25 protein-coding genes, 1 tRNA gene and 1 pseudogene are annotated in these 26081 nt (G+C 70.8%); 7 read left to right on the top strand and 20 right to left on the bottom strand.

Features of this window, described 5'->3' with window-relative positions:
• Positions 1 to 35: 35 nt before the first annotated feature.
• From ACFYWG_RS25260 to ACFYWG_RS25285, 6 genes are all read right to left on the bottom strand, one after another.
• Entirely contained in the window at positions 36 to 1142 is a 1107-nt protein-coding gene (locus tag ACFYWG_RS25260) for a sugar ABC transporter substrate-binding protein (protein ID WP_376326693.1), read from the bottom strand.
• Between the two features lie 281 nt (positions 1143 to 1423).
• Positions 1424 to 1876, bottom strand: coding sequence for a heat shock protein transcriptional repressor HspR (locus ACFYWG_RS25265; protein ID WP_376326691.1), 453 nt, complete (start codon positions 1874 to 1876; stop codon positions 1424 to 1426).
• A gap of 5 nt (positions 1877 to 1881) precedes the next feature.
• Complete coding sequence (gene dnaJ / locus ACFYWG_RS25270; RefSeq protein ID WP_376326689.1) at positions 1882 to 3060, bottom strand: molecular chaperone DnaJ; 1179 nt, start codon at positions 3058 to 3060, stop codon at positions 1882 to 1884.
• A 33-nt stretch (positions 3061 to 3093) separates the two neighbouring features.
• Complete coding sequence (gene grpE / locus ACFYWG_RS25275; RefSeq protein WP_376326687.1) at positions 3094 to 3750, bottom strand: nucleotide exchange factor GrpE; 657 nt, start codon at positions 3748 to 3750, stop codon at positions 3094 to 3096.
• Entirely contained in the window at positions 3747 to 5597 is a 1851-nt protein-coding gene (gene dnaK, locus ACFYWG_RS25280; RefSeq protein WP_376326686.1) for a molecular chaperone DnaK, read from the bottom strand. The genes grpE and dnaK overlap by 4 nt, the downstream gene beginning before the upstream one ends.
• Before the next feature lie 94 nt (positions 5598 to 5691).
• Positions 5692 to 6702: an undecaprenyl/decaprenyl-phosphate alpha-N-acetylglucosaminyl 1-phosphate transferase gene (locus tag ACFYWG_RS25285; RefSeq protein ID WP_389203732.1), complete on the bottom strand. Its 1011-nt coding sequence runs from the start codon at positions 6700 to 6702 to the stop codon at positions 5692 to 5694.
• Positions 6703 to 6933: 231 nt separating this feature from the next.
• Between ACFYWG_RS25285 and ACFYWG_RS25290 the strand changes: the two genes are divergently transcribed.
• The gene (locus ACFYWG_RS25290) at positions 6934 to 9261 is read left to right on the top strand and encodes a (Fe-S)-binding protein (protein ID WP_389203734.1); all 2328 of its coding nucleotides are present in this window, start codon (positions 6934 to 6936) and stop codon (positions 9259 to 9261) included.
• A gap of 114 nt (positions 9262 to 9375) precedes the next feature.
• Here the strand turns inward: ACFYWG_RS25290 and ACFYWG_RS25295 are convergent, their stop codons facing one another.
• Positions 9376 to 9756 (bottom strand): hypothetical protein, encoded by a 381-nt coding sequence (locus ACFYWG_RS25295; protein ID WP_389203736.1) that lies wholly within the window; start codon positions 9754 to 9756, stop codon positions 9376 to 9378.
• A 282-nt stretch (positions 9757 to 10038) separates the two neighbouring features.
• Between ACFYWG_RS25295 and ACFYWG_RS25300 the strand changes: the two genes are divergently transcribed.
• The 5 genes from ACFYWG_RS25300 (at position 10039) to ACFYWG_RS25320 (ending at position 17198) form a co-directional block, all read left to right on the top strand.
• Complete coding sequence (locus tag ACFYWG_RS25300) at positions 10039 to 11586, top strand: VCBS repeat-containing protein (protein ID WP_389203738.1); 1548 nt, start codon at positions 10039 to 10041, stop codon at positions 11584 to 11586.
• Between the two features lie 84 nt (positions 11587 to 11670).
• Complete coding sequence (locus ACFYWG_RS25305; RefSeq protein WP_385411915.1) at positions 11671 to 13080, top strand: FG-GAP-like repeat-containing protein; 1410 nt, start codon at positions 11671 to 11673, stop codon at positions 13078 to 13080.
• Positions 13081 to 13121: 41 nt separating this feature from the next.
• Entirely contained in the window at positions 13122 to 14537 is a 1416-nt protein-coding gene (locus tag ACFYWG_RS25310; protein WP_389203742.1) for an FG-GAP repeat protein, read from the top strand.
• A 115-nt stretch (positions 14538 to 14652) separates the two neighbouring features.
• Positions 14653 to 16080 carry an FG-GAP-like repeat-containing protein gene (locus ACFYWG_RS25315; protein ID WP_383499949.1) on the top strand — a complete coding sequence of 476 codons (1428 nt, stop codon included), beginning with the start codon at positions 14653 to 14655 and terminating at the stop codon, positions 16078 to 16080.
• An 83-nt stretch (positions 16081 to 16163) separates the two neighbouring features.
• Entirely contained in the window at positions 16164 to 17198 is a 1035-nt protein-coding gene (locus ACFYWG_RS25320; protein ID WP_389203745.1) for a Yip1 family protein, read from the top strand.
• A gap of 70 nt (positions 17199 to 17268) precedes the next feature.
• On the opposite strand, the gene ACFYWG_RS25325 is transcribed toward ACFYWG_RS25320, so the two are convergent.
• The 3 genes from ACFYWG_RS25325 to ACFYWG_RS25335 all read right to left on the bottom strand — a co-directional run bounded on the left by ACFYWG_RS25325 (position 17269) and on the right by ACFYWG_RS25335 (position 18729).
• Complete coding sequence (locus tag ACFYWG_RS25325; RefSeq protein WP_383499943.1) at positions 17269 to 17766, bottom strand: phosphoribosyltransferase; 498 nt, start codon at positions 17764 to 17766, stop codon at positions 17269 to 17271.
• A gap of 52 nt (positions 17767 to 17818) precedes the next feature.
• Positions 17819 to 18394, bottom strand: a complete 576-nt coding sequence (dcd, locus tag ACFYWG_RS25330) for a dCTP deaminase (RefSeq protein ID WP_363117436.1) — start codon at positions 18392 to 18394, stop codon at positions 17819 to 17821.
• Positions 18395 to 18570: 176 nt separating this feature from the next.
• On the bottom strand, positions 18571 to 18729 hold the full coding sequence (locus ACFYWG_RS25335; protein ID WP_383499940.1) for a hypothetical protein: 159 nt from the start codon (positions 18727 to 18729) through the stop codon (positions 18571 to 18573).
• 271 nt (positions 18730 to 19000) lie between these two features.
• On the opposite strand from ACFYWG_RS25335, the gene ACFYWG_RS25340 reads away from it, so the two are divergent.
• Positions 19001 to 19074: transfer RNA gene (locus ACFYWG_RS25340), tRNA-Gly, on the top strand.
• Between the two features lie 49 nt (positions 19075 to 19123).
• Here ACFYWG_RS25340 and ACFYWG_RS25345 read toward each other — a convergent pair.
• From ACFYWG_RS25345 to ACFYWG_RS25390, 10 genes and pseudogenes are all read right to left on the bottom strand, one after another.
• On the bottom strand, positions 19124 to 20290 hold the full coding sequence (locus tag ACFYWG_RS25345) for a tyrosine-type recombinase/integrase (protein WP_389203748.1): 1167 nt from the start codon (positions 20288 to 20290) through the stop codon (positions 19124 to 19126).
• Complete coding sequence (locus ACFYWG_RS25350; RefSeq protein ID WP_094054607.1) at positions 20290 to 20502, bottom strand: excisionase family DNA-binding protein; 213 nt, start codon at positions 20500 to 20502, stop codon at positions 20290 to 20292. The genes ACFYWG_RS25345 and ACFYWG_RS25350 overlap by 1 nt, the downstream gene beginning before the upstream one ends.
• Entirely contained in the window at positions 20495 to 21790 is a 1296-nt protein-coding gene (locus ACFYWG_RS25355) for a replication initiator (protein WP_389203750.1), read from the bottom strand. The genes ACFYWG_RS25350 and ACFYWG_RS25355 overlap by 8 nt, the downstream gene beginning before the upstream one ends.
• 153 nt (positions 21791 to 21943) lie before the next feature.
• Positions 21944 to 22189: a SpdD protein gene (locus tag ACFYWG_RS25360; protein ID WP_389203752.1), complete on the bottom strand. Its 246-nt coding sequence runs from the start codon at positions 22187 to 22189 to the stop codon at positions 21944 to 21946.
• A 25-nt stretch (positions 22190 to 22214) separates the two neighbouring features.
• Positions 22215 to 22409, bottom strand: coding sequence for a hypothetical protein (locus ACFYWG_RS25365; protein WP_389203754.1), 195 nt, complete (start codon positions 22407 to 22409; stop codon positions 22215 to 22217).
• A gap of 15 nt (positions 22410 to 22424) precedes the next feature.
• Positions 22425 to 22616, bottom strand: coding sequence for a mobile element transfer protein (locus tag ACFYWG_RS25370; RefSeq protein ID WP_389203756.1), 192 nt, complete (start codon positions 22614 to 22616; stop codon positions 22425 to 22427).
• Between the two features lie 12 nt (positions 22617 to 22628).
• A complete protein-coding gene (locus ACFYWG_RS25375) occupies positions 22629 to 23288 on the bottom strand; it encodes a DUF2637 domain-containing protein (RefSeq protein WP_389203758.1) in 660 nt (219 codons plus the stop codon).
• 88 nt (positions 23289 to 23376) lie between these two features.
• Positions 23377 to 24755: pseudogene (locus ACFYWG_RS25380) on the bottom strand (FtsK/SpoIIIE domain-containing protein).
• Positions 24755 to 25111 (bottom strand): hypothetical protein, encoded by a 357-nt coding sequence (locus ACFYWG_RS25385; protein ID WP_161367863.1) that lies wholly within the window; start codon positions 25109 to 25111, stop codon positions 24755 to 24757. The pseudogene ACFYWG_RS25380 and the gene ACFYWG_RS25385 overlap by 1 nt, the downstream one beginning before the upstream one ends.
• A gap of 156 nt (positions 25112 to 25267) precedes the next feature.
• Positions 25268 to 26053 (bottom strand): GntR family transcriptional regulator, encoded by a 786-nt coding sequence (locus ACFYWG_RS25390; RefSeq protein ID WP_101279784.1) that lies wholly within the window; start codon positions 26051 to 26053, stop codon positions 25268 to 25270.
• Positions 26054 to 26081 lie beyond the last annotated feature (28 nt).

Consider the following 26081-nt stretch of genomic DNA (forward strand, 5'->3'; position numbering starts at 1 on the left):
TTTCAACAACCTGGGGAGGGCGGGGGCGGGGCGGCCTACTTCAGGCCCGCCGCCGCGCAGTCCGACTTGTACTTGCCCGTGCAGATGTCGGACAGCTTGAAGATGTCGTCGGCGACGACCGTGTCCTTGATGTTCTCCCGGGTCAGCGCGACCACGGGCACGAGCTGGGCCGGGATGTCCTTGTCCGTGGGGCTGTCGACCCGGTCGCGGGTGAGGGCGGCGAACTGGATGTCCCGGCCCTGGACCTTTGCGACCGCCATCTCCGCGGCGTTCTCGGCCTCCTGCGGGTAGGGCTTGTACACGCTCATGTACTGCTCGCCCGAGACGATCCGCTGGACCCCGGCCAGCTCCGCGTCCTGCCCGGTGATGGGCGGCAGCTTGGTCACGCCCGCGGCCTCCAGGGCGTTGACGATGCCGCCGGCCATGCTGTCGTTGGCCGAGTAGACGGCCTTGATGTTGTCCTTGCCGATGGCGGCGATGGCCTTGGCCATGTTCGCCTGGGCGTTCTCCGGCTTCCAGCCCTCGGTGTCGTAGGACTTCGCGATCGTGACCTTGCCGTTCAGCTCGGACAGCGCCCCGGCCTTGAACTGCTTGGCGTTCGGGTCCGTCGGCGAGCCGTTCATCATCACGATCTTGTCGGAGATGCTGACGTCCTCGCCGATGGCCTCCAGCAGGGTGCGGCCCTGCACCTCGCCGACGAGTTCGTTGTCGAAGGAGATGTACGCGTCGATCGGACCCTCGGCCAGCCGGTCGTAGGCGATGACCGGAATGCCGGCCTCCTTGGCCTTCTTCACGCCACTGGCGATGGCGTGGGAGTCGACCGCGTCGAGCAGGATCACATCGACCTCGTCGTCGATCATCTGCTGCATCTGGTCGGCCTGCTTGTCCGCGCTGGCCTCGGCGTTCGCGTACTCGACGCGCCCCTTGTCGTTGGTGAGGGACTCGACCTTCCGCTTGATGATGGGGTAGTCGAAGGTCTCGTACCGGGTGTTGGCCTTCTCCGGCAGCAGCAGGCCCACCGTGATGTCGTCGCCCTTGGCCGGGCTCGCCTCGTCACTGCTCCCGCTCGCGTTGAGCACGCCGCAACCGGCCAGCGTGACGGACATCGTGGCGGCTGCCACGGTTATGGCGATACGACGCATCGGGGAGCTCACTTCGCGTGTGTTTCGGACGTGGGCACAGCTTTGTGGCCCATGTGACTGAAAAGCCAACGCCGACGCGCCCCCAGCGTCAAGCGGAACCACTTAACGAGATGGCAACACCACGCTCCGCAGCAGTTGTGAAGACTCTGCGGAATCATCTCCAAGTGCCCTGCACCACACGGTCATCGGCAGGAGAACGGGCGAAACCTCCGCAAGGCACGCGAAAGGGACCAGGAGTGAACTCCCGGTCCCTTCGGCGTGCTTGAGCGGACGCGGCCGCCTCAGTCGGCCTGCTGCTGCCGCTTCGGCCGCCACACCACCAGTGCGCTGGTCTGCTGGACCTCCTGGTACGGCACCAGGTCACGGCGGTAGGAGGCGTGCACCGCCGCCTCCCGCTGGCGCATGGTCGCCGCCGCGCCGTCGAGCGCGTCCTGCAGCTCGGCCACGCGGGACTGGAGCGCGGCGACCTGGTTCTCCAGTTCGATGATGCGCTTGATTCCGGCCAGGTTGATGCCCTCGTCCTGCGACAACTGCTGCACCTGGCGGAGCAGTTCGATGTCGCGGGCCGAGTAGCGCCGGCCCCGGCCGGCCGTGCGGTCCGGCGAGACCAGGCCGAGCCGGTCGTACTGGCGCAGGGTCTGCGGGTGCAGGCCGGACAGCTGGGCCGCCACCGAGATGACGTAGACCGGGGTCTCCTCGGTCAGTTCATACGGGTTGCGTCGACGACCGTCCATCTGCCTCATGCTCCCTTCGCGGCCTGGAACAGCTCCGCCCGCGGATCCTCGTCCGCGGTCGCCTCGCGATACGCCTCGAGCGCGTCACGAGCCTTCCCCGACAGGTCCTTCGGAACACTCACCTCGACGGTGACCAGCAGGTCGCCGCGAGTTCCGTCCTTGCGGACCGCGCCCTTGCCCCGGGCCCGCATCGTACGGCCGTTCGGCGTGCCCGGGGGCAGCTTCAGCGTGACGGGCGGGCCGCCCAGCGTCGGCACCCGGACCTCGCCGCCGAGGGCCGCCTCGGTGAAGGTCACCGGGACGGTGACGGTGAGGTTGTCGTCCTTGCGGCCGAACACCGGGTGGGAGTCGACGTGCACGACCACGTACAGGTCGCCCGCCGGACCGCCGCGCTCGCCCGGCGCGCCCTTGCCGCGCAGCCGGATCCGCTGGCCGTCGCTGACGCCCGCGGGGATGCGCACCTGCATGGTCCGCGAGGACTTGGCCCGGCCGCTGCCCTTGCAGACGTCGCAGGGGGTCTCCGCGATCAGGCCCCGGCCCTTGCAGTCGGGGCAGGGATCGGTGAGGGAGAACCCGCCGCCGCTGCCCCGGGCGACCTGCCCGGTGCCGACGCAGGTCGGGCACACGCGGGGCGTGCCGTTCTTGTCGCCGGTGCCCGAGCAGGCCTTGCAGGGCGACTGCGAGGACATCCGCAGCGGGACGGTCGCGCCCTCGATCGCCTCCGTGAAGGTGAGGGTCACCTCGGACTCGATGTCCTGGCCGCGCCGGGGCTGCGTCCGCGAGCCCGGGCCCGCGCCGCCGCGGTTGAACAGGCCCCCGAAGACGTCACCGAGTCCGCCGCCGAACCCGCCGGCACCCTGCCCGCCCTGGGCGCCCCCGAAGAGGTCGCCCAGGTCGAAGTTGAAGGAGCCGCCGCCCGCGCCCGGCCCCGGGCGGAACCCGCCGCTGCCGAAGAGGGCGCGCGCCTCGTCGTACTCCTTGCGCTTCTTGGGGTCGCCGAGGACGTCGTTGGCTTCGGAGATCTCCTTGAAGCGCTCCTCCGCCTTGACGTTTCCCTTGTTGGCGTCCGGGTGGAACTCGCGGGCGAGCTTCCGGTACGCCTTCTTGATCTCGGCCTCGGTGGCGTCCTTGGGGACGCCGAGGACCTTGTAGTAGTCCTTCTCGATGAAGTCCTTGGTGCTCATCCTCGACGTCCCTCCTTCCCTTCGTACGTGACGTCAGCCCTCGTCCGGGCCACCGCTCTCCTTGTCGTCGGCGTCGGCGGACTCCTCCGCCTTGACCGTCTGCGCCCCCGGCTGGGGTTCGGCCACGGCCACCCGCGCGGGGCGGATGGTGCGCTCGCCGATCCGGTACCCGGGCTGCAGGATCGCCACGCAGGTCGTCTCGGTGACGTCCGGGGCGTAGCTGTGCATCAGGGCTTCGTGGATCGTCGGGTCGAAGGGCTCGCCCTCCTTGCCGAACTGCTGCAGGCCCATCTTCGCCGCGGTGCTCTCCAGCGACTCGGCGACGGACTTGAAGCCGCCGACCAGTTCGCCGTGTTCGCGTGCGCGGCCGATGTCGTCGAGCACGGGCAGGAGCTCGGTCAGGAGGTTCGCCACGGCGATCTCCTTGACCGCGATCCGGTCGCGCTCGACCCGGCGGCGGTAGTTCTGGTACTCGGCCTGGAGGCGCTGGAGGTCCGCGGTGCGCTCACCGAGAGCGGTGCGCACCTGGTCCAGCTGGGCCACCAGACCGGCGTCCTGGCCCGTGTCCCCGGCCGGGGCCGCCCCCTCCTCCGCGGAGGGGGAGGCGGCCTTCGGCTCGGCGTCGTCGGAGGTCGCGCCGGAAGGGACGTCGGGCTGCTGCTCGTCGAAGCCCGGGGTCTCCTCCGTCACGCGGCACCGTCCTTGCGGTCCTCGTCGACGATCTCGGCGTCGACGACGTCGTCGTCGGCCTTGGCGTCACCGGCACCCGCGCCGGCGGAGGCACCGCCGGCGGCCTGGGCGCCCTGGGCGTCGGCGTACATGGCCTGGCCCAGCTTCTGGGAGACGGCGGCGACCTTCTCCGTGGCGGTGCGGATCTCGGCGGTGTCCTCGCCCTTGAGCTTCTCCTTCAGCTCGGCGACGGCCTCCTCGACCTCGGTCTTGATCTCGCCCGGGACCTTGTCCTCGTTGTCCTTGAGGAACTTCTCGGTCTGGTAGACGAGCTGCTCGCCCTGGTTGCGGGTCTCGGCGGCCTCGCGGCGCTTGTGGTCCTCCTCCGCGTAGCGCTCGGCCTCCTCGCGCATGCGGTCGACCTCGTCCTTCGGCAGCGAGGAGCCGCCGGTGACGGTCATCTTCTGCTCCTTGCCCGTGCCGAGGTCCTTGGCGGTCACGTGCATGATGCCGTTGGCGTCGATGTCGAAGGACACCTCGATCTGCGGGACGCCGCGGGGCGCCGGGGGCAGACCGGTCAGCTCGAACATCCCGAGCTTCTTGTTGTACGCCGCGATCTCGCGCTCGCCCTGGTAGACCTGGATCTGCACGGACGGCTGGTTGTCCTCGGCGGTGGTGAAGATCTCGGACCGCTTGGTCGGGATCGTCGTGTTCCGCTCGATGAGCTTGGTCATGATGCCGCCCTTGGTCTCGATGCCGAGGGACAGCGGGGTGACGTCGAGGAGCAGGACGTCCTTGACCTCGCCCTTGAGGACACCGGCCTGCAGGGCGGCGCCGATGGCGACGACCTCGTCCGGGTTGACGCCCTTGTTGGCGTCCTTGCCGCCGGTCAGCTCCTTGACGAGCTCGGCGACGGCGGGCATACGGGTCGAGCCGCCGACGAGGACGACGTGGTCGATCTCGCTGATGGAGATGCCGGCGTCCTTGATGACGTTGTGGAACGGCGTCTTGCAGCGCTCCAGGAGGTCCGCGGTCAGCTGCTGGAACTGGGCGCGGGTGAGCTTCTCGTCGAGGTGCAGGGGGCCCTCGGCGGAGGCGGTGATGTAGGGCAGGTTGATCGAGGTCTCGGTGGACGAGGACAGCTCGATCTTCGCCTTCTCGGCGGCCTCGCGCAGACGCTGCAGGGCCATCTTGTCCTTGCCCAGGTCCACGCCGTGGCCGGCCTGGAACTGCTGGACGAGGTAGTCGACGACGCGCTGGTCCCAGTCGTCACCACCGAGGTGGTTGTCACCGTTGGTGGCCTTCACCTCGACGACGCCGTCGCCGATCTCCAGCAGCGAGACGTCGAACGTACCGCCACCGAGGTCGAAGACCAGGATGGTCTGGTCGTCCTTGTCGAGGCCGTAGGCCAGGGCGGCCGCGGTGGGCTCGTTGACGATGCGCAGGACGTTCAGGCCGGCGATCTCGCCGGCCTCCTTTGTGGCCTGGCGCTCGGAGTCGTTGAAGTACGCCGGGACGGTGATGACCGCGTCGGTCACCTTCTCGCCCAGGTAGGCCTCGGCGTCCCGCTTCAGCTTCTGCAGCACGAAGGCGCTGATCTGCTGCGGGTTGAAGGGCTTGCCGTCCAGCTCGATCTTCCAGTCGGTGCCCATGTGGCGCTTGACGGACCGGATGGTCCGGTCCACGTTCGTGACCGCCTGGCGCTTGGCGACCTCGCCGACGAGCACCTCACCGTTCTTGGCGAAGGCGACGACGGACGGCGTGGTCCTGGCGCCCTCGGCGTTGGTGATGACGGTGGGCTCGCCGCCCTCCAGAACGCTGACGACGGAGTTAGTCGTGCCCAGGTCGATGCCGACCGCACGTGCCATGGTTGGTTCCTCCAGCTGACTTGAGTGCAACGGACTCAAGTGTGCACGACGGCCCGCGACCGGTCAACAGAGCTGAGTCGAGTGGGCTCAACTCTTATCCGTTCCTTACACGCAATGGCGCTCCGACCTGCGACGATACGCTGCGTCGAGGCTCGTGCACAGGGACACGCGAAAGAGCGAACGCGACCAGGAGGGTCGCTCCCACCACCCACCACAGGGCACCCGCCCCGATCCACCCGGCATGGGCGAGTACCCCGGTGAGCACCCCGCAGAACGCGAGGAGGCCGAGCAGCACAGTGACGCCCGGCACGGTCAGCCCGAGCCGGCGCAGCCGGTGGGCGAGGTGGTCCGGCCCGCCGCGCCCCCCGGCCCGTCCGAACGGCCGCCGCGCCGCCAGGACGAGCAGGGCGTCGGCTGCCGCGAGGGCGCTCAGCGCGAACAGCACCCCGGCGCTCTCGGCCACACCGAACCCCGCGCGGACCTGCACGGCGCCCGCGGCGATCACGAAACCGGCGGCCATGGACCCGCAGCTGCCGAGGCCCGCGCGCGCGGGATGCCAGTTGTGCAGCAGGAACCCGGTCAGCGCGGCGGCCAGCACGCTCGCCAGCCCCGCGACGCCGTCCATGACGTCGACGGCGGCGCAGGCGGCCACACCGAAGGCGGCGAGGACCCCGACGGCCCCGGCGAGCCCGTCGGCGTGGTCGAGCCCCCTCAGGCCCATCGTCACCCCGACGACCCACACGGCCCCGAGCAGCGCGGTCGCCACCCCCGCCTCCGCGTACGGCGCCACACACAGGGCCGCGACCGCCGTACCGCCGGCGAGGACCCGCCGCCGCAGCCGCCACACGTCGTCGGCGAGCCCGAGGAGCGCGACCGCGCCGCCGGCGGCGAGCAGCCCGCCGGTGCCGCTCCCGCCTGAAGACCGGTCCCCGACCGCCACGACCGTCAAGGTGACCGCGACGACGGCCACTCCCCCGGACAGCGGCACCGCCCGCCGGGACCGCCGCTCGATCAGCCGCAGCCGCAGGGCGGGGCCTCTGAGGGCGGCCGCGAGCAGCGCGGTGAGCAGCAGGGCGATGGCGGCGGCGGCGATCCCGTAGAGCACGGATATAAGTTAGGCGCCACTATGACAATTCGGTACGAATAACACGACGGCATCCGTGCGGGTTCTGAGGCAACCCTCAGCGATTCAGATCACTGCCCACCCGGCTACAGTGCGGCGGAAGATAGGGGTAGTCTCAGACGGACTGCATAAGTTACCGCTTAGTAATTTCGGGTAGGCCTGAAGAACGACAGGTCACCCCGACGAAACCCCTCGCAGGCCCGAGGAGCCCCCATGCAACTCGCCGCGATCATCGTGTCGCTGGTACTGACCGTGGTCGGCGTCGCGCTGCTCGCACGCGCGATCGGCCAGTTCGTCCGGTACTTCAAGCTGGGCCAGCCCGTGCCCGCCGGTACCCGGACCGACAACCCCTACCAGCGCAGCGTGACGCTGGTGAAGGAGTTCCTCGGCCATACGCGCATGAACCGGTGGGGCATCGTCGGCGTCGCGCACTGGTTCGTCGCGGTCGGCTTCCTGACGCTGCCGCCGACCCTGGCCCAGGCCTTCGGCCAGCTGTTCCAGGCCGACTGGGTGCTCCCGGTCATCGGCACGTTCCTGCCGTTCGAGCTGTACATCGAGTTCATCGGCGTGATGACGGTCCTGGGCATCGCGGTGCTCATCGCGATCCGCCTGGCGAACCTGCCGAACCGGCCCGGCCGCAAGTCCCGCTTCGCGGGCTCCAAGGCCGGCCAGGCCTACTTCGTCGAGTACGTCATCCTCACCATCGGCCTGGCGATCTACGTCCTGCGGGGCCTGGAGGGCGCGCTCCACCACGTCGACCACTACGAGGCCTCCTACTTCGCCTCGTACCCGCTGGTCCTCGCCTTCAAGGGCCTGTCGGTCACGACGCTGCAGAACCTGGTCTACCTGGCCGCCATGATCAAGATCAGCACCTCGTTCATCTGGATGATCGTGGTGTCGCTCAACACCAACATGGGCGTGGCCTGGCACCGCTTCCTGGCCTTCCCGAACATCTGGTTCAAGCGCGAGTCCGGCGGCGGCACCGCCCTCGGCGCGCTCCAGCCGATGACCTCGGGCGGCAAGCCGATCGACTTCACCGACCCGGGCGACGACGACGTCTTCGGCGTCTCCCAGGTCGAGCAGTTCTCCTGGAAGGGCCTGCTGGACTTCTCCACCTGCACCGAGTGCGGCCGCTGCCAGTCGCAGTGCCCCGCCTGGAACACGGGCAAGCCCCTCTCCCCCAAGCTGCTGATCATGTCGCTGCGCGACCACGCGCACGCCAAGGCGCCCTACCTGCTGGCCGGCGGCGGCAAGACGATGGAGGGCGAGGAGAAGGCGCCCGAGGAGCAGCTGGCCGGCGTCCCGGCGTCGGCCCTGGCCGAGGCCGAGCGCCCCCTGATCGGCACGCTCGAGGACAACGGCGTCATCGACCCGGACGTCCTGTGGTCCTGCACCACCTGCGGTGCCTGCGTCGAGCAGTGCCCCGTGGACATCGAGCACGTCGACCACATCGTCGACATGCGCCGCTACCAGGTGATGATCGAGTCGGCGTTCCCGTCCGAGGCGGGCACGATGCTCAAGAACCTGGAGAAGAAGGGCAACCCCTGGGGCCTGGCGAAGAAGCAGCGCCTGGAATGGCTCAAGGAGGTCGACTTCGAAGTCCCGGTCATCGGCAAGGACATCGAGGACCTGACCGAGGTCGAGTACCTGTACTGGGTGGGCTGCGCCGGCGCCCTGGAGGACCGCGCCAAGAAGACCACGAAGGCCTTCGCGGAGCTGCTGCACATCGCGGGCGTCAAGTTCGCGATCATGGGCGGCGACGAGAAGTGCACCGGTGACTCCGCCCGCCGCCTGGGCAACGAGCCCCTGTTCCAGGAGCTCGGCATGGAGAACGTCATGGCCCTGAACATGGCGTTCGGCGAGGAGATGGACGACGAGGGCAAGGTGACGCCCGAGTCGGCGAAGCCGAAGTCCGCGAAGAAGATCGTCGCCACCTGCCCGCACTGCCTCAACACGATCGGCAACGAGTACCCGCAGCTCGGCGGCGACTACGAGGTCATCCACCACACGCAGCTGCTGCAGCACCTGGTGGACGAGGGCAGGCTCATCCCGGTCACGCCGGTCGAGGGCATCATCACGTACCACGACCCGTGCTACCTGGGCCGCCACAACAAGATCTACACGCCGCCGCGCGAGATCATCGCCGCCGTCCCCGGTGTCCGCAACGAGGAGATGCACCGCCACAAGGAGCGGGGCTTCTGCTGCGGCGCGGGTGGCGCGCGGATGTGGATGGAAGAGCGCATCGGCAAGCGCATCAACAACGAGCGCGTGGACGAGGCCCTGTCGGTCAACCCCGACATCGTCTCGACGGCCTGCCCGTTCTGCCTGGTCATGCTGACCGACTCGGTCAACGGCAAGAAGAACGACGGCAAGGCCAAGGAGTCCATCACGGTCGTCGACGTCGCCCAGCTGCTCCTGGACTCGGTGAAGACGCCGGTCCCGGCGGAGTCCGCGGACGCGGACGACTCCGACGACGACGGCGAGCCGCCGGCGGGCACGTCGGACTCCGAGAACGCCCCGGAGCCGGAGCCGGTGAAGTAACCGCCCCCTCCCGCACCTCACACCCCGAACGAGGAAGCCCCGCCGTGGACGGCGGGGCTTCCTGCGGTTCTGTCCGCTCGGAGCCGACCACTTCAGCAGTGGTCGGCCGAGTCCTCAACGGCCGTCGGGCCGGCCGCTCAGTTCCATGGCGAGGTGGTACCCCCCGGCGAGATCGATGTCGGTCCGCTCCCGGAGCAGTCTGATCGCCGCGTCACGGTCGCCGCTGCCCAGCAGATCGGCCATCTCGGCGACCAGAGGCGCATCGAGTGCCCGCAGGCTCTCCAGCGCTTCGCCATAGGTGGTGGGCAGCGCGTGTCCCTGGCTGAGCAGGTCCAATGCCACGGGAGCCGCGGACAGACCGAGTCCTGAGTCCTTGCGCAACCGCCGGACGGCCTTGGCGGTACGCCCCTCACGAGCCAGGGCCTTCGCTTCGTCCTGAGCTTCCTGCTCGACGGGCGTGATCAGTGCGGTGGTACGTACCTTGGTGCTCGTCATGACGCTATTTTTCCTGCGTCGACGAGTGCGCCCGTGCCCCGGGGCGTGCCGGTCCCGTGTCCCGCCGGTCCCGTGTCCCGCCGGTCCCGTGTCCCGCCGGTCCCGTGTCCCGCCGGTCCCGTGTCCCTCCGGTCCCGGACATTGACCGGACTCACGTACAACCCTTACGCCCCCGTGTGGGTCTCCTGATCGCCGACCGCCCGTGAACGCCCGGACAACTCGCGGCGAACCGGACGGTACCGGCCCCACATCGACTGCGGACGTCCGCGCGACGTCCCCCGCATGCAGCTGGAGATCCGCATGCACCAGCACGAGCGCCCCGCCGGGCGCCCGCTCGCGCTCGCCCGGCCCCGCCGCCGCCACGGCCTGCGTCTCGCCCTCGCGACCGCCGTCGCCGCGGCGCTGACCGGCACGCTGCTGACGGCCACCGCCGGCACCGCGGCCGCCGCCGACTCGACGCACACCCCGCAGGCCGACTTCAACCACGACGGCATCGGCGACGTGGTGTTCTCCGCCGTCGGCGCGTACGTGAACGGCAAGAAGGACGCCGGCCAGCTCGTCGTCCTGTACGGCACCGAGAGCGGCGTGAACTCCTCGAAGCGGTCGGTGATCAGCCAGAACACCACCGGCAGCCCGGGCACCGCCGAGGCCGGGGACGTCTTCAGCGCCGACAGCGCCTACGCCGACTTCAACGGCGACGGCTACGACGACGTCGCCGTCTCCGCCCCCATGGAGGACGTCGGCAGCGACAAGGACGGCGGCACCGTCGCGGTCCTGTGGGGCTCGGCGCAGGGCATCACCGGCAAGGGCGTCACGATCCCGGACGCGGCCCCGACCAAGCACGACCGCTGGGGCCGCAAGCTCGCCGCCGGCGACTTCGACGGCGACGGCAAGGCCGACCTGGCCGTCGGCACCACATCCGACGTCATCCACGTGCTCAAGGGCGGCATCAGCCCCACCGGCACCGCCGTCGGGGGCCGCTCCGCCGTGAAGGCGCCCGTGTACGCCTCGGGCGAGGGCACCGGGGCGATCAACCTGACCGCCGGCGACGTCAACGGCGACCGCCGCACCGACCTCGTCATCGACGGCTTCGAGCCGGACACCGACAATTACTGGCGCGCCAACTACCTTCTGCTGGGCACGAGTTCGGGCCTGTCGGCCTCCGGGGCCCGGCAGCTGAAGGCCGGCCCCATCACCGGCATCGGCGACATCAACGGCGACGGCTTCGGCGACATCGTCAGCGGCATGTTCTGGAACAAGGCCGACGACGGGGTGGAGTTCCCCGGCGCCGCCGACGGCGGCAAGGTGTGGATCACCTACGGCGCCGCGGACGGCGTCAGCTCCACCACCGGCATCACCCAGGACACCGGGAACGTCCCCGGCAGTTCGGAGAAGAACGACTACTTCGGCTACGAGCTGGACCTGGGCGACGTCAACGGCGACGGCAAGCAGGACCTCGTGATCGGCGTCGCGGGCGAGAACATCGGCTCCGTCACCGACACCGGGCAGCTGGTGGTGCTGTACGGCTCGGACGCCGGCGTCAACACGTCCTCCGGCGCGCAGTCGTTCGCGCAGAGCACCGCGGGCGTCCCCGGCTCGGACGAGAAGGGCGACATGCTGGGCCTCGACGTCAAGCTCGACGACGTCACCGGGGACGGCCGCGCCGACCTCCTGGCCGGCTCCTTCGAGAACACCTACGACGGCTCGGTCCTCTACCTGCCGTCCACCGGCACGAAGATCACCGCCACCGGATCCCGCGCGATCGGCCCCGCCGCGACGGGCGTCTCCACGACCGGCTACCCCGACTTCGGCGCGAACTTCGGCGACTGAGCCGTCCCTCCACCCCTTCGGGGCCGGGCCGCGCGGGCCCGGCTCCCCACTCACCGGATCCACCGGACTCACCGGAGCACTCCCTTGCGCAAGCGCACCCTCCTGCTGGCCGCCACCCTCACCACCGGCCTGCTCACCACCGCCGGCCCCGCCTCGGCCGCCCCCTCCAAACTCGCCGGGGACTTCAACGGCGACGGCTACCGCGACTTCGCGGCCGGCGCCCCGTGCGCCGACGTCGGCACGGCCTCCTGCGCCGGAGCCGTGGTCGTGCTGTACGGCTCCTCGTCGGGCGTCTCGGCCACCCGCAAGGCCGTCATCACGCAGAACTCCGCGGGCGTACCCGGCACCGCCGAGGCGGCCGACCTGTTCGGCTCCGCGCTCGCCGCGGGCGACCTGGACCGGGACGGCTACTCCGACCTCGTCGTCGGCGCCTCCAACGAGAGCGTCGGCGACCGCGACGGCGTCGGCTCCGGCACCGTCCTGTGGGGGAGCGCGTCCGGCCTGACCAGCGGCAAGGGCCTGCCGCAGCCCAGCACGCTCGCCGAGTTCGGCAACTTCTCCCGGGGCATCGCCACCGGCGACTTCGACGGCGACGGCGACACGGACGTCACCCTGACCGGCCAGAGCCACACCCGCCTGTACAACGGCCCCTTCACGCGCACCGGCGGCCCGGTGAGCCACTTCCGCGTGGGCGAGGTCGGCACCACGTTCGAGGTGATCGCGGGCGACCTCACCGGCGACGGCACGGCCGAGCGCGTCTACCCGTTCAACGTGGACGGCGACACCGGCGGCGAGATCAACTGGTTCCGCTGGACCGGCACGTCGTACAAGATGGCCGAGTTGACGCACGCGGACGGCTATCCCGGTGCGATCGGCGACATCAACCGCGACGGCTTCGGCGACCTGGTCCTCGGCGACCCGACGGACCCGTTCGACCTGAAGCCCGGCGGCCACAAGGGCGGCCAGATCACCGTCTGGTACGGCGGCCCGAACGGACCCGACCCGGCGCAGCAGCCGACCGTCGTCCACCAGGACACGGCGGGCGTGCCCGGCGCGGCGGAGACCGACGACGCCTTCGGCTCGGCGGTGGACACCGGCGACATCAACGGCGACGGCTACGCCGACGTGGTGGTCTCCGCGCACGGCGAGGACGTCGGCTCCGCGCGGGACGCCGGCTCGGTCACCGTGCTGTTCGGCTCCGCCTCCGGCCTGAGGACGGCGACCGGCGTGAAGTCGTACACCCAGGACACCGCCGGCGTGCCCGGCACCGCCGAGGAGGGGGACCGCTTCGGCTCCGCGGTCGACCTCACCGACGTCACCAAGGACGGCAAGGCGGACCTGATCGTCGGCGTCAGCGGCGAGAACGGCACGGGCGGCCTGTGGACGCTGCGCGGCTCCGCCTCCGGCCCGACCACCACCGGCGCGCAGGGCATCACCGCCACCGGTGCCGGGCTGCGGGGCGGCGCCGGCCTCGGTTCCGTCCTCGCCCAGTGACCCCCCTGCCCCGACGACTCCCCAGTGAGGCCGTGATCCCCATGCGCACCCGTCTCGCCGCCGCCCTGCTCGCGGCGGCCCTCACCCCGCTCACCCACACCGCCACCGCGCACGCCGCCCCGGCCGCCGCCCCCTGGGACTTCAACGGCGACGGCCGCGCCGACCTCGCGATCGGCGCGCCCGGCGCCACCGTCTCCGGGAAGGCCGCGGCCGGCGCCGTGAGCGTCGTCTACGGCGGCACCGGGGGGCCGAAGACCTCCACCCGCACGCTGCTCACCCAGAACACCGCCGGCATCCCCGGCGCGGCCGAGGCCGACGACGCCTTCGGCTCGGCCCTGGCCTCCGCGGACCTCGACACCGACGGCTACGCCGACCTGCTGGTCGGCGTCCCCGGCGAGGACTCCTACGACACCAACAACGGCACCGTCACCGTCATCTGGGGCTCCGCCTCGGGCCTGAGCGGCGGCCGTTCCCTGCTCAGCCCGTTCGACACCGACTACGACCGCTACGGCCGGACCCTCGCCGCGGGCGACTTCGACGGCGACGGCGACCCCGACGTGGCGTCCGGCTCCACCGGCCCGATCACCCTCACCCTCGTCCACGGCCCGCTCACCAGGACGAGTTCCTCCAGCGAGGCCTCGGGCAGCCGCAACTCCTGGTGGTCCGCGTCCGCGGGCGTCACCCACCTCTCCTCGGGCGACGTCACCGCGGACGGCCACCCCCGGGTGGTGCTGCACGGCCGCACCACGCACGACGGCGCCGCCGCCACCGGCCTCGCCGACCTGAAGATCGGCAACTACAACGACTGGCTCCAGAAACTGCCCGGCGGGTTCGTCTCCGCCGTGGGCGACATCGACCAGGACGGTCACGCCGACATCGCCGTGGGCAACGACCGCGAGACCTCCGCCGACCCGGGCGGCGCCCTCGGCGGCAAGGTCACCGTCGTCTACGGCGGCCCCGAGGGCCCCGACACCGGCCGCGCCCCGCTCGTCCTGACGCAGGACACCCCGGGCGTGCCCGGCGCCGCGGAGAAGGGCGACCGGTTCGGCAGCGACGTGGCGCTCGGCGACGTGAACGGCGACGGCCACGCCGACCTGGTGGTCGGCACCGCGGGCGAGAACGCGTCCGCCGGAGCCGTCACCGTGCTGTACGGCTCGGCGTCCGGCCTCACCACCAAGGGCTCGGTGTCGTACACGCAGAACACCTCGGGCGTGCCCGGGAGTTCGGAGGCGGGCGACCGGTTCGGCGAGCGCGTCACGCTCACCGACGTCACCGGCGACCGGCGCGCCGACCTGTCGGTCGCGGCGCCGGGCGAGAACTCCGGCGACGGCGCGGTGTGGTTCCTGCGCGGCACGGCCACCGGCCCGACGACGTCCGGCTCGACGAGCTTCGGCCCCGCCACGACCGGCATCTCCACGGCGGCCACCCCGGGCTACGGCACGGCCCTGAACTCCTGACCGCGAGCGACGCGCCTCCGGTACGTCCTCCCGGGCCGGGGCCTGTCCGACCGTTTCCGTCGTTCGGGCCCCGGTCCCGCCCCCGCCCCCACACCCCCCACCAGGAAGGTCACGCATGCGCAGGCAGACAGCCGCCGCCCTCGCCGCCACTGTGCTGGCGGCCGGGCTCACTCCGGTGCTCCTCGCCGGACCGGCCCTCGCCGCCCCCGCCACGTACGCCGACGACTTCAACGGCGACGGCTACCGCGACCTGGCCACCGCCGCCCCCTACACCCCCGTCGGCGGCAGGACCGACGCCGGCGCCGTCGTCGTCACCTACGGCTCGGCGAACGGCATCAGCGCCGCCCGCCGCACCGTCCTCACCCAGGACACCGCCGGCATCCCCGGCACCGCCGAGCAGGGCGACCGCTTCGGCAAGGCCCTCGCCTCCGGCGACCTGAACGCCGACGGCTACGCCGACCTCGTGATCGGCAGCGTCGGCGAGGACGTCGGCTCCGACGCGGACGGCGGCTCCGTCACCGTCGTCTGGGGCGGCAGGAGCGGCCTGTCCGGCGGCAAGAGCGTCCCCGACCCCGCCGTGGCGGCCCACGACGAGTACGGCATGTCCCTGGCGGTCGGCGACTTCGACGGCGACGACCGCCCCGACCTCGCGGCCGGCAGCACCGGCAGCGACGTCTGGATCCACCGCGCCTTCACCAAGGCGGCGGGCGCCCAGGACCGACAGGAGCTGGCCACCGGCCTCCAGCCCGGCAACAGCATCCGCGGCGCCCAGAGCCTCGCCGCCGGCGACATCGACGGCGACGGCACCGACGACCTGGTCGCCACCGGCAGCAGGGCGTCGACGTACGAGGACGGCAGCTTCGTCTACCTCGGCGCCGCCTCCGGTCTCACCGAGCAGGCGTTCCTGGTCAGCGGCGGCTGGGAGCTGGCCGCGGTCGGCGACCTGAACAAGGACGGCTTCGCCGACGTCGTCACCGCGGCCTACGGCGGCGACGGCCGCAGCCTCGGCGGCTCGGTCAGCGTCTGGCCCGGCAGCGCCGACGGCGTCCGCACCCGCCCGCAGACCACGATCCACCAGGACACCGCCGGGGTCCCGGGCGCCGACGAGGAGGGCGACTGGTTCGGCAACGACCTCTCCGTCGCCGACGTGAACGGCGACGGCTACGGCGACCTGGCCGTCGGCACGATCCACGAGACCGTCGGCTCCGCGAAGATCGCCGGCAGCGTCACCGTGCTGCGCGGCTCGGCGGCCGGCCTGACCGGCACCGGAGCCCGGTCGTTCACCCAGAACACCGAGGGCGTCCCCGGCACCGCCGAGTCCGCCGACCGCTTCGGCTCCGCCGTCCGCCTGTCCGACCTCACCGGCGACGGCAAGGCGGACCTGTCGATCGGCTCCGACGGCGAGAACCACCCCTCCGGCGCGGTGTACAGCCTGCGCGGATCCGCCTCGGGCATCACCACGAAGAACGCCGTCAGCTTCGGCCCCGGCTCCCTCGGCATGTCGACCACCGGCTACCTGAGGCTCGGCCAGGACATGCTCTGATCCGCACCCGCGCGCCCCGGGCGACCCCCGTACGGCGGAACCCCGACACCCCACCGACGCCCAAGGCCCCTGCCCCTTAAGGGATGTCACAGCTCGGCCGCAAAGCCGGGCCCGGAACCCCGGGCCCGGCACGCCACCGCGCGGGACCAGGTACGTTCGAAGACGTGGCTGGATTCAGGATCGGACGCGGCCGGAACAACGGCGCTCCTCAGACGCGACCGCACAACCCTCCGTACGGGCAGCAGACGCCGCAGGGGCCGTCGTACGGCTACCCGCAGGCGCCGCAGCCGTACCCGCAGCAGCAGCCGCCGTACGGCAGCGGCGGCAGCGGCGGCGGCCCGGGCTGGCCGCAGCCGAACGCCGGCCACGGCGGGCACGGCGGCGGCTACGGCGGGCAGGGCGGTGAGCCGGAGTACTTCGGCGACGGCGCCTACCCGCACGGCCCGCAGGGTCCGCAGGACCCGTACGCGGCCAACAATCCGGGCCACACCCAGGCCTTCTCGGTCGGCGAGGACCCCTACACGCAGGGCGACACCTACCGCGCCGGCTCCGCGGCCCCGGCGCCCGGCCCGGTCGGCCCGCGGCTGCACTGGAAGGCCCTGCTGAAGGGCATCGTCCTCGCCCCGAACCAGACGTTCCTGCAGATGCGGGACTACGCGATGTGGGGCCCCGCCCTCGTCGTGACGTTCCTGTACGGCCTGCTCGCGGTCTTCGGCTTCGACGGCGCCCGCGAGGACGCGATCAACGCGACCCTCTCGAACGCCATCCCCATCGTCCTGACCACGGCGGTCGCGATGGTGATCAGCGCCTTCGTGCTGGGCGTGGTCACCCACACCCTGGCCCGCCAGCTCGGCGGCGACGGGGCCTGGCAGCCCACGGTCGGCCTGTCCATGCTGATCATGTCCCTCACGGACGCGCCGCGCCTGGTCTTCGCGATGTTCGCCGGCGGCGACGCGACGTTCGTGCAGCTGCTGGGCTGGGCCACCTGGGTCGGGGGCGGCCTGCTGCTCACGCTCATGGTGAGCCGCTCCCACGACCTGCCCTGGCCGAAGGCGCTGGGCGCGTCGGCGATCCAGCTGATCGCGCTGCTGTCGATCGTGAAGCTGGGCACGGTCTGACGCCCGCGCGGACACAGCAAGGGGCTCCCCGGGGGGAGCCCCTTCTTCGTTCCGGGCCGCTCAGCGGCGCTCAGGCATCGAGCACCTGCCCGGCCCGCCGCACCACGGGCGGCTCGACCGACCACGGGAAGTTGATCCACTCGTCGGTCCGCTTCCAGACGTACTCGCACTTCACGAGCGACTGCGACTTCTCGTAGACGACGGCGCTGCGCACCTCGGCGACGGTGTCGAGGCAGAAGTCGCGCACCAGCTTGAGCGTCTTGCCGGTGTCGGCGACGTCGTCGGTGATCAGCACCTTCTTCCGCGAGAAGTCGATCACGTTCGGCACGGGAGCCAGCATGACCGGCATCTCCAGGGTGGTGCCGACGCCCGTGTAGAACTCCACGTTGACCAGGTGGATGTTCTTGCAGTCCAGGGCGTAGGCGAGCCCGCCGGCCACGAAGACGCCGCCGCGGGCGATGCTGAGCACGATGTCGGGCTCGTAGCCGTCGTCGGCGATGGTCTGCGCCAGCTCGCGCACGGCGACGCCGAACTTCTCGTAGGTCAGGTTCTCGCGTACGTCACTCATGCCGGTATCCCCTCGCCCGTCCTCTTGCCAGCGTCGCTCATCACCGGCCGGCTCACACCTGGGTCCGGTGGAAGTTGAGGAACGACCGGGAGGCGGTCGGCCCCCGCTGCCCCTGGTACCGCGAGCCGTACCGCTCGCTGCCGTACGGGAAGTCGGCGGGCGAGGTCAGCCGGAACATGCACAGCTGCCCGATCTTCATGCCCGGCCAGAGCTTGATGGGCAGGGTGGCGAGGTTGGACAGCTCGAGGGTGACGTGCCCGCTGAAGCCGGGGTCGATGAAGCCGGCGGTGGAGTGCGTCACGAGGCCCAGCCGCCCGAGCGAGCTCTTGCCCTCCAGCCGGGAGGCGAGGTCGTCGGGCAGGGTGATGACCTCGTAGGTGCTGGCGAGGACGAACTCGCCGGGGTGCAGGATGAACGGCTCGTCCCCCTCCGGCTCCACCAGCCGGGTCAGATCGGCCTGCTCGATGGCGGGGTCGATGTGGGGGTAGCGGTGGTTCTCGAACACCCGGAAGTAGCGGTCCAGCCGCACATCGATGCTCGACGGCTGCACCATCGCGTCGTCATACGGATCGATACGCACCCGCCCGGCATCGATCTCGGCCCGGATGTCCTTGTCTGAGAGAAGCACGCCCCGAGGATACGCAAGGCGCGCGGAGCGCCCACAACCGGACGACTCCACGCGCCTGTGTGCTGCTGTATGCCTGCCTTTGTCCGCTACGGCCAGCGCCGTACCCGGCCACTCCGACTCCGACTGCGACCGGACTGCCACCGCCTGCCGCGACTGCTCGCCGGTGCTACATGTCGCTACTGCTTCTGCAGGGTCACCGGCACGACGCTGCGCAGCCGCGCGCAGCGCGGACACCGAAGCAGCCGGCCGGGGCCGAGTCGCTCGGCCTTCTGCATCGGGAACGAAGCGGTGCTGAACACGTGCCCATCGGCACAACGGACGACGGTGCGCTCCATCAAGTCCAAGAGTCCCTTCCCCAAGAGGCGCGTCGGGCTGCTGCTCGCCCGACGACAAAAGCCACAGTACGGGATCAAAGGGACGGCCCTCCAGGCGGCACTCCGGTTCCACCGGGGCCCTCTTCGACCGCACCACCGTACGCCCCAACTCCGTTCCCCCGCAGCCGCATCCCATGCCTGAAACGGCCTCAGGCCCCGCGGCAACAACACCGGGGGCCTGACATGAGGTAAAGTGGCGATCGCTCGGACACCGACTCGATCGGCGTCTTACGCGGGTGTAGTTTAATGGTAGAACATCAGCTTCCCAAGCTGAGAGCGCGAGTTCGATTCTCGTCACCCGCTCCACGAAGAAGGCCCAGGTCAGAGACCTGGGCCGTTTTGCTGTCCGGGGTGATCACTGGCCGCGTGCCAGATCCGTGCCAGAACGCTTCTCGGCGGCCTTCCGGGCAGCATCCTCGCGGGCCTTCCGGACTGTGACGTCAAGGCCGGCGGCGACCTCCTCCTGTCGCTCCTCGTCGGAGTGCTGATAGATCAGCGCGGCCTTCTCGGACGACTGTCCGGCGCGCACCATCGTGTCCTTCAGGGTGGCACCGGAACGGGTGGAGAGGGTGTGCCCGGTGTGCCGCAGGTCGTAGAACCGGAACCCCTCCGACATGCCGACGACCTCCCGGGCCTTCCGCCACTTCCGCCCGAAGGTGCTGCGCCGGAAGGGAGCCCCCTTCTCCCCGACGAAGAGCAGCCCGTCCGGGCCCGGCTCGGCGTAGGACTCCAGATGCCAGCGGAGCTCCAGGCGGAGGAAGGCGGGAAGAATCACAGTCCGGGTGCCGGCCTCGGACTTGGTGTCGCCCTGGACGCGGCGCCCGTTCATCCGCTCCGGTTCGGCGAGGCGGACTCGGAGCCGTAAGTGGTCAAGGTCGACATCCCGGCGCCGGAGACCGGCCAGCTCTTCGGGCCGGAGCGGACCGTAGGCGCCGAGGTAGACCATGAGCCGCCACCGCATGCCCACCGCGTTGGCGAGGGCGTCCACCTGGTCGACGGTGGCGATACGACGCTCGGCGGCCTTCTCCTTACCCGCACCCTTGATGCGGCACGGGTTGCGTGTGATCAGCTCGTCATCCACGGCCGTCTCCATGATGGCCTTGAGGAGCCGGTACGCCTTGGCTGTGATCGTCTTGCCCGTGAGCCGGAGCCGTTCGGCCCGCCACTCCCGGACTCGGGGCGCGGTGATCTCGTCTAGGTCCAAGTCCGCGAAGGCGAACAGGTGCTTGTCGAGGAGGTAACGGTAGAGGTCCTGCGTCAGCGGCGCGAGCTCCCGTTCCTCCACCCACTTCTCCGCGTAGGCCCGGAAACTCACCGCGCCCGCATCGGGGTCACGCCACTCGCCACGGCGGATCTCGGTCTGCTTCTCGGCGAGCCAGTCATCGGCGTCCGCCGTCGTCTCGAAGGTGAAGGGAGCGGGACGCATCACACCGTCAGGTCCTGGATAGCGAGCCTGATAGCGGCCTGACGGCAGTTTCCTGATTGCTCCGAAGCGGCGCCGTCTGCCTCGGTTGTTGGCCATCAGGCAGCCCTCCCGTAGCGAGCGCGAGGCCGCCGGATCGGCTCGACCGTATGAGACGAGATGAACTCGGCAAGGGCGCTTTCTGGGATACGTACGTGCCGACCGACTTTGACGTAGCGGATACGCCGCTCCTCGATGAGTCGCCGAGGAAAGCGGACCGTGGTGCCGAGCAGTTCGGCGACCTGCCCGACCGATAGATAGCGCTCAGCCACGTGTGGGCTCTCCTTCCGTTCCGGGAGCGGGATCGATGGTTTCGGCGAGCCAGGCTTCGGCGTCGGTGAGGCCGGTCCCGGCGTAGATCCAGTGCGCGAGGACGAGGGTCGTGTCCGGGTCGGTCTCAGCCGCCTCCAGGGCTTGTGCGCGGCGCCATTCGGCGCGGGCGTGGCGGAGGGCGCCGAGAGTGGTGGAGTAGCGGCGGGACTTGGTGGAGAAGTGGCCGCGGAAGCCGAGCATGTGGGCCCAGGCGCGCAGGCGGAGGTGTTCGAGGTCTTTGCGTGCGCCGAGGGTCCAGGCGGTGCGGACGAGCCGGCGGGCGTGGTCGCTGATGTCGAGCTGGGCGAGTTCGGCGAGGAACCTAAGCGGCCGGTCCAGAGCTCCCGTGGCGGTCTCGGCGCCCTTGGTGGCGTACTTGGCGATGTACGCGGCGACGGGCCGCTCGGTCAGCTCCTGGCCGCCGTCGAAGTCGGTCGAGCGGATGGTGCGCACGTCGAGCTGACGGCCGAAGGCGAAGGTGTGAGCCCGGCCGTCGATGACCGGCCCGTCCACACGAGCGGCGGCAGCAGCCGACCGGATGGCATCGGTCAGCAGCTCGGCGGTGGCCCAGGCAGGTGGCGGGGTGTCGCCGCCCTCGGGGCCGTCGATGCGGATGACGGCGTGGAAGTGGACGGCTCCACGCTTCTGGTACTCGGCGACCTTGGCGAAGGACACCCGCGCGTGCTCACGAAAGGCCCGTTGAGTCAGTCCGGCACGCTTGGCGACCTCCCGGCGCAGGTAGGTCGAGAAGCGCCGCCACAGCGGACCGGCGTGGGCGTTCCAGAGCACGGCTGCTTCGTAGTCGTAGGTGTCCGGGTCGAGCGGGGTGCCGAGTGCGGGGTCGTCCTGGTCGTGGAGCGTGCCGCAGCGGCAGCGGCGGATCGAACCGGCCGGGCCGGTGGGGCGGTTGTGGACCGGGCCGAAGCTCGGCGCGGTGAAGGTGGCGAAGACGCGCGGGTGTGCTGCGACGCGTTCGGGGACGCCTTTGCCGCCGCGCAGCCCGGAGGTGATCAGGTGGAAGGTGTCGCGGCGGTAGACCTCGGCGCAGGCCGCGCAGCGGGTGGTGCGGCGGTTGTTGCAGCGGACCAGGAGGTGACCGGCCGGCAGGCTGGAGGAGTCGAGGTGGTGGAGGACGTTGCCGATCTCGCCGGTGCGGGTGTTCAGGTCGTACTCGGTGCGGTGGCCGTCGAGGCGGATCGGGTGGGTGCAGCCGCCGAGGCCTGCGAGCTGGCGCAGGAGTGCGGGCATGGTGCCCAGGGCGGCCAGTTCGCCGAGTTCGTGGAGCGGGGGCGGAGTGGCGCGGGTGATGATGTCTTCTCCTTCTGGTTTCGGCTGGAGGGAGAGGGCCCCCGGGGTGGCGGATGCTTGGCGGTATCGAGGCCGCCCCGGGGGTCTGGTGTGTCAGCGGCGGTGCTGGTCGCGGAGCACCGAGCGCAGGACCACGGCGGTGACGGCCACGGAGATGGCCGTGACGGCGACGGCGGCCAGGAGTGCGGTCAGCACGACGCCGCCGACGAGGGCGGCCGCGACCGCTCCCGTGCTGACGGAGATCTGAGGGGCGGGACGCCGCGCGGGTGTCTGGTCGGCCACGGTGTGCGGGTACGCGGGCGGCGGCGTCGGACTTTCGGGGTACTTGGGCAGGAACACAGCGAAGCTCTCCTTACCTACTCGTCTAGTTATGTGAGCCGTTTACGATGTCCACGCCGGAGCGCGTACCGGACTCGATGGCCGGAGCCATGAACGTGTGCGAGAGCCAGAAGCCGAAGAGGGCGATCAGGACGACAATCCACGTGCGAACCCCGAGGAACTTGACCGCTCCCCAGGTGAAGAAGCCGAGGACGACGACGAGCGGCAGGCTGACAGTCACGGTTTCCGGGTCCTTTCAGCGGACGGGGCAGCGGTGGGTACGCGCGGCCAGCTCTGCGGCGGCGCGGCTGTCGTAGTCAGCGGAGAAGCCACAGCGCGGGGCCGTGCAGGCGGCGGTGTGCTTCTCCCGGCCGCGACCGTCGTAGTACGTGCCGACCTGAACGGGGCCGATGCGAGTGACGGAGCGGAAACGGCGGTTGGTGATCATGTGGGTCTCCTCTCAGAGCTGGGCGGCGATGGCGTCGGCCATGGGCGGCGGAACGCCGAGGCGGGCGCGCAGAGTCGGAGTGTCGATGGCCGTTCCGGTGCGGGCGTGGTGCTCGGCGGCGACTTTCCGGGCGTGCTCGACCAGGGCGGCCGGGACGGCGACCGGCGACGGGGCTGGAGGCTGAGCCGGTGCTGGCTCGGCTGCCGGAAGCGTCAGGGGTTCCGGTGCGGGGTCGGGCTCGTCCTCCTGGTCCTCGATGTGCTGGGGCGTCTCCCCGTCCACGGCGTCACCGGACTCGTCGTGCGAGGCTGGCGGGGAGTGGACAAGGAGAGTGCCGCCGAGGAAGGCGACCGCGGGCCAGCCCGCGACGAGGATGCGGAGCCAGGCCGGTACGTGGTCGAGGTCGAGCAGTCCGGCGGTGGCGATGTTCGCGCCGAGGGATGCGGCGAGGGCGATCAGGAACCAGCACCACCCGGCCGCTTTCGCCTCCCCGGAGCGCAGTCGGCGCCAGGCGGCGACGAGCAGCAGGTCGACGCTGATCGGGTAGGCCCACGCCTTCCACCCGTCCTGTCCGGCCGCCGAGGCGACGTCGTGCAGGTGGGCGAAGGACAGCGCGGCGGCGATGACCGCTTGGACGAGCACCGCGTCGACGCGGGCCAGGGGGGCACGCATGCTGCGGCTCCTTTCGGATTCAGGCATGGGAGGGGTAAGGGCTTGGCGTGAGACGGTCACGCCGACCGGGGATGCGTACAGCCGAGAATCAGTCGGTCACTGGCCGGGGGCGTACGACCGGGTCCGGAGTCTCGACGGTCGGGCGTACGGGCACGTCGGGCCGGAAGGGCTTGAGCGCGGGCAGGTCGGGAACCAGGTGGGCCGACGCGCGGCAGGTCTCGGCGGCGTCGCCGAGGGAGAGGTACGGGGTACGGATGCGGGACCAGCCGCCGGAGGTGTCACCGGCAACGGCGAGGCCGGGCCGTTCGGGGGCGATGGCGCAGGCGGCGGCAACCGCTTCGGGGGCGATGTCGCCGAGCGCCATCTTCGCGGAGGCTTCGTCGTTGACGCGGTGGCAGACGCGGCCGGTCAACTGGGCCCGCAACATGGTCGCGCCCTTGCCCAGTTCGGCGCCGAAGCGCTGGCCGCAGACCTCCAAGTAGATGCCGGCGGCCCTGCCGAGCTGGGCGAGCCGGATGAGCTGGGTGACCATCTCGTCCCGGCGTTCCTCGTCCTTCTTCGTGGCGACGAGGAAGAGTTCGGCCACCTCGTCGACGAACAGCACGACGGGCACCGGGCGTTCGTGCTCGGGCAGGCCCCAGATGTCGGAGGTGATCTCCTCGTCCGGCGTGTTCGGCGCGATGCCCTGACGGGCCTTGATCAGGTCGTACCGGTCCTCCATTTCCCTGATGAGCACGGGCAGCAGTTCGGCGGCCTGCTCCGGGTCGGTGGCGAGCGCCGACAGGCGCGGGGCGAAGGGCGCCAGTTCCACGCCCCGTTTGCAGTCGATGCCGACCAGGGCGACGGGCTGACGCGCGAGGCCGGCGACGAGGTGACGCAGGTACATGGATTTGCCGGACAGCGTGGCACCGAGGGTGAGCTGGTGCGGCACGGTGCGGTAGTCACGCACGAACGGAGTGGCGTCCTCGCGCAGTGCGACCGGCACCCGCAGCAAATCCGGGTGGAGCTTGCGAGACATACGAACCTTCCGCAACACGTCGAAGCCGACGAGCCGCAGTTCCACCACCCCCGGCTTGACCGTGGTCACGTAGACGGCATGGACGCCCCAGGCGTGCCGCAGCCGTTCGGCGGAGGCGGCCACGTCGGCGGGCTCCTGGTCCGGGGCAAGCCGCAGGCGGACCCGCAGCCCCGTCGCGGTCGGCCGGATGATCCCCCGACGCGGCGGCACGGGCCGGACCTCACGGCGGGTGGTGGCTTTGACCGCCAGGACCCGCAGCCGGGAGGGCGCCACAGTCGGACCGCACGCCTCCATGACCGAGCTGTAGGAGCTGAGGAGCCGGACCGTGGATATCGGTAAGCCGACGGTGGACCAGTCCACCCGGGGTGCTTGGCCCGGGCGTAGGCGGCCCCACCGCCGAGCGCGGCGACGGGACCACCCACCTCCAGAAGTGTTGCCAGGTCGGTCATCAGGCCGCAGCCCCCACGGAGGCCGGGTAGGCAGCCGGAGTGACGGCGGCGGCGCGAAATGCGATGCCGTGACGCTGCTGCCCGTTGAAGACGCTCTCCCACGGCCGGGCGACCAGACCCGGCAGAGAGACCGGGGCACCGAGGGTGAGCCCTTCAGCCACCCCGCTCTCCGGGACGGTCACCTTGATCAGGGACGACTCCCCCTCCTCGATGTAGACGACGCCGATCGTCATCAGGGCCTCACCGCTGACGGCGTCCTTGGCGATCTCGCCCGTCTGCCGGTCGCGGACTTTGGGTTCGGGCGCCTCGGTCAGCAGGATCGTCGCGGCCGAGGTCTCCACACGGATGGTGCGCAAGGTTCTTTCCCATCTACTCGTCTAGACGAGATGTAGTCTTCGGACCCGGTGGCGCCGGGAACGGTGACCGCCTTACCACACAACTTGCCCACTCGTCTATACGAGTATGCGTGTCGAGGTGTACGAGTCCGGAAAAGTGGCCTCGTGCACCGCCGATCAGTTCGCCGGGAGCTGGTAGGAGAGGACGTAAGCGTCCGCCGCCATGACCGTGTCACAGACCTCCACGGCCCGCCCCGCAGTGTCGAAGGCCGTGCGGATCAGGTGGATCACCGGCACGCCAGAGGCGAGTTGCAGCGTCTTGACCTCGGACGGCGAGGGCATCCGGGCCCGGATCTCCTCCTCGAAGTGGTCGAGCTGGTGGCCCAACTCCTCAAGCCGGGCGTAGATACCGCCGGGGCCGGGATTCGGCTCGGCGATCTGCGTCCCGCGAGCGATGTCGAGCGGCAGGTACGAGGTGGCGAACTCGACCGGCCGTCCGTCGAGCAGGTACCGACGACGCCGGGCGAGCACGCGCCGCACGGAGCCGAGGCGGGTGGAGATGTCCTGGCTGGCCTTCTCCTCCTTGACCTCCAGACTGTCCACCTTCGGGTGACTGCCGGCGGCGTCGGCCTCCACGATGAACGCGGACTTGCCCTGCTCGCGGTGGCGCCGGGCGAACCGGTCCGAGGCGAGCCGCCGCACCGGGGGCCGGGGCCGAACGAAGACGCCCTTGCCGTGCTCGGCGTGCACCAGGCCCTCGCCCTGGAGAACCGAGAAGGAGTTGCGGACCGTCATCCGGGAAACGCCGTAGTGCTCGACCAGCTCAGCCTCGGAGGGCAGCTTCTCCCCCTCCTTGAATCGCCCACGGTCGATGGCCTCGCGCAGCTGGTCGGCGATCTGCCGGAAGACCGCACGATCGCTGGTCGGGTCGAGGCCGCCGAGAATGCTCGGTAGAGACGTCACGCGTACTCCTTTAGGTATCTAGACGAGT

The organism is Streptomyces sp. NPDC003456 (assembly GCF_042878735.1).
Classification (GTDB): domain Bacteria; phylum Actinomycetota; class Actinomycetes; order Streptomycetales; family Streptomycetaceae; genus Streptomyces.

Coding starts and splice junctions, on each gene's coding strand:
- ACFYWG_RS25260 (WP_376326693.1), bottom strand. CDS start 1,142: ATGCGTCGTATCGCCATAACCGTGGCAGCCGCCACGATGTCCGTCACG.
- ACFYWG_RS25290 (WP_389203734.1), top strand. CDS start 6,934: ATGCAACTCGCCGCGATCATCGTGTCGCTGGTACTGACCGTGGTCGGC.
- ACFYWG_RS25355 (WP_389203750.1), bottom strand. CDS start 21,790: ATGCCCGCACTCCTGCGCCAGCTCGCAGGCCTCGGCGGCTGCACCCAC.
- ACFYWG_RS25370 (WP_389203756.1), bottom strand. CDS start 22,616: ATGATCACCAACCGCCGTTTCCGCTCCGTCACTCGCATCGGCCCCGTT.
- ACFYWG_RS25325 (WP_383499943.1), bottom strand. CDS start 17,766: ATGAGTGACGTACGCGAGAACCTGACCTACGAGAAGTTCGGCGTCGCC.
- ACFYWG_RS25320 (WP_389203745.1), top strand. CDS start 16,164: ATGTCACAGCTCGGCCGCAAAGCCGGGCCCGGAACCCCGGGCCCGGCA.
- dnaK (WP_376326686.1), bottom strand. CDS start 5,597: ATGGCACGTGCGGTCGGCATCGACCTGGGCACGACTAACTCCGTCGTC.
- ACFYWG_RS25300 (WP_389203738.1), top strand. CDS start 10,039: ATGCAGCTGGAGATCCGCATGCACCAGCACGAGCGCCCCGCCGGGCGC.
- ACFYWG_RS25335 (WP_383499940.1), bottom strand. CDS start 18,729: ATGGAGCGCACCGTCGTCCGTTGTGCCGATGGGCACGTGTTCAGCACC.
- ACFYWG_RS25310 (WP_389203742.1), top strand. CDS start 13,122: ATGCGCACCCGTCTCGCCGCCGCCCTGCTCGCGGCGGCCCTCACCCCG.
- ACFYWG_RS25375 (WP_389203758.1), bottom strand. CDS start 23,288: ATGCGTGCCCCCCTGGCCCGCGTCGACGCGGTGCTCGTCCAAGCGGTC.
- ACFYWG_RS25315 (WP_383499949.1), top strand. CDS start 14,653: ATGCGCAGGCAGACAGCCGCCGCCCTCGCCGCCACTGTGCTGGCGGCC.
- ACFYWG_RS25345 (WP_389203748.1), bottom strand. CDS start 20,290: ATGGCCAACAACCGAGGCAGACGGCGCCGCTTCGGAGCAATCAGGAAA.
- ACFYWG_RS25295 (WP_389203736.1), bottom strand. CDS start 9,756: ATGACGAGCACCAAGGTACGTACCACCGCACTGATCACGCCCGTCGAG.
- ACFYWG_RS25265 (WP_376326691.1), bottom strand. CDS start 1,876: ATGGACGGTCGTCGACGCAACCCGTATGAACTGACCGAGGAGACCCCG.
- dnaJ (WP_376326689.1), bottom strand. CDS start 3,060: ATGAGCACCAAGGACTTCATCGAGAAGGACTACTACAAGGTCCTCGGC.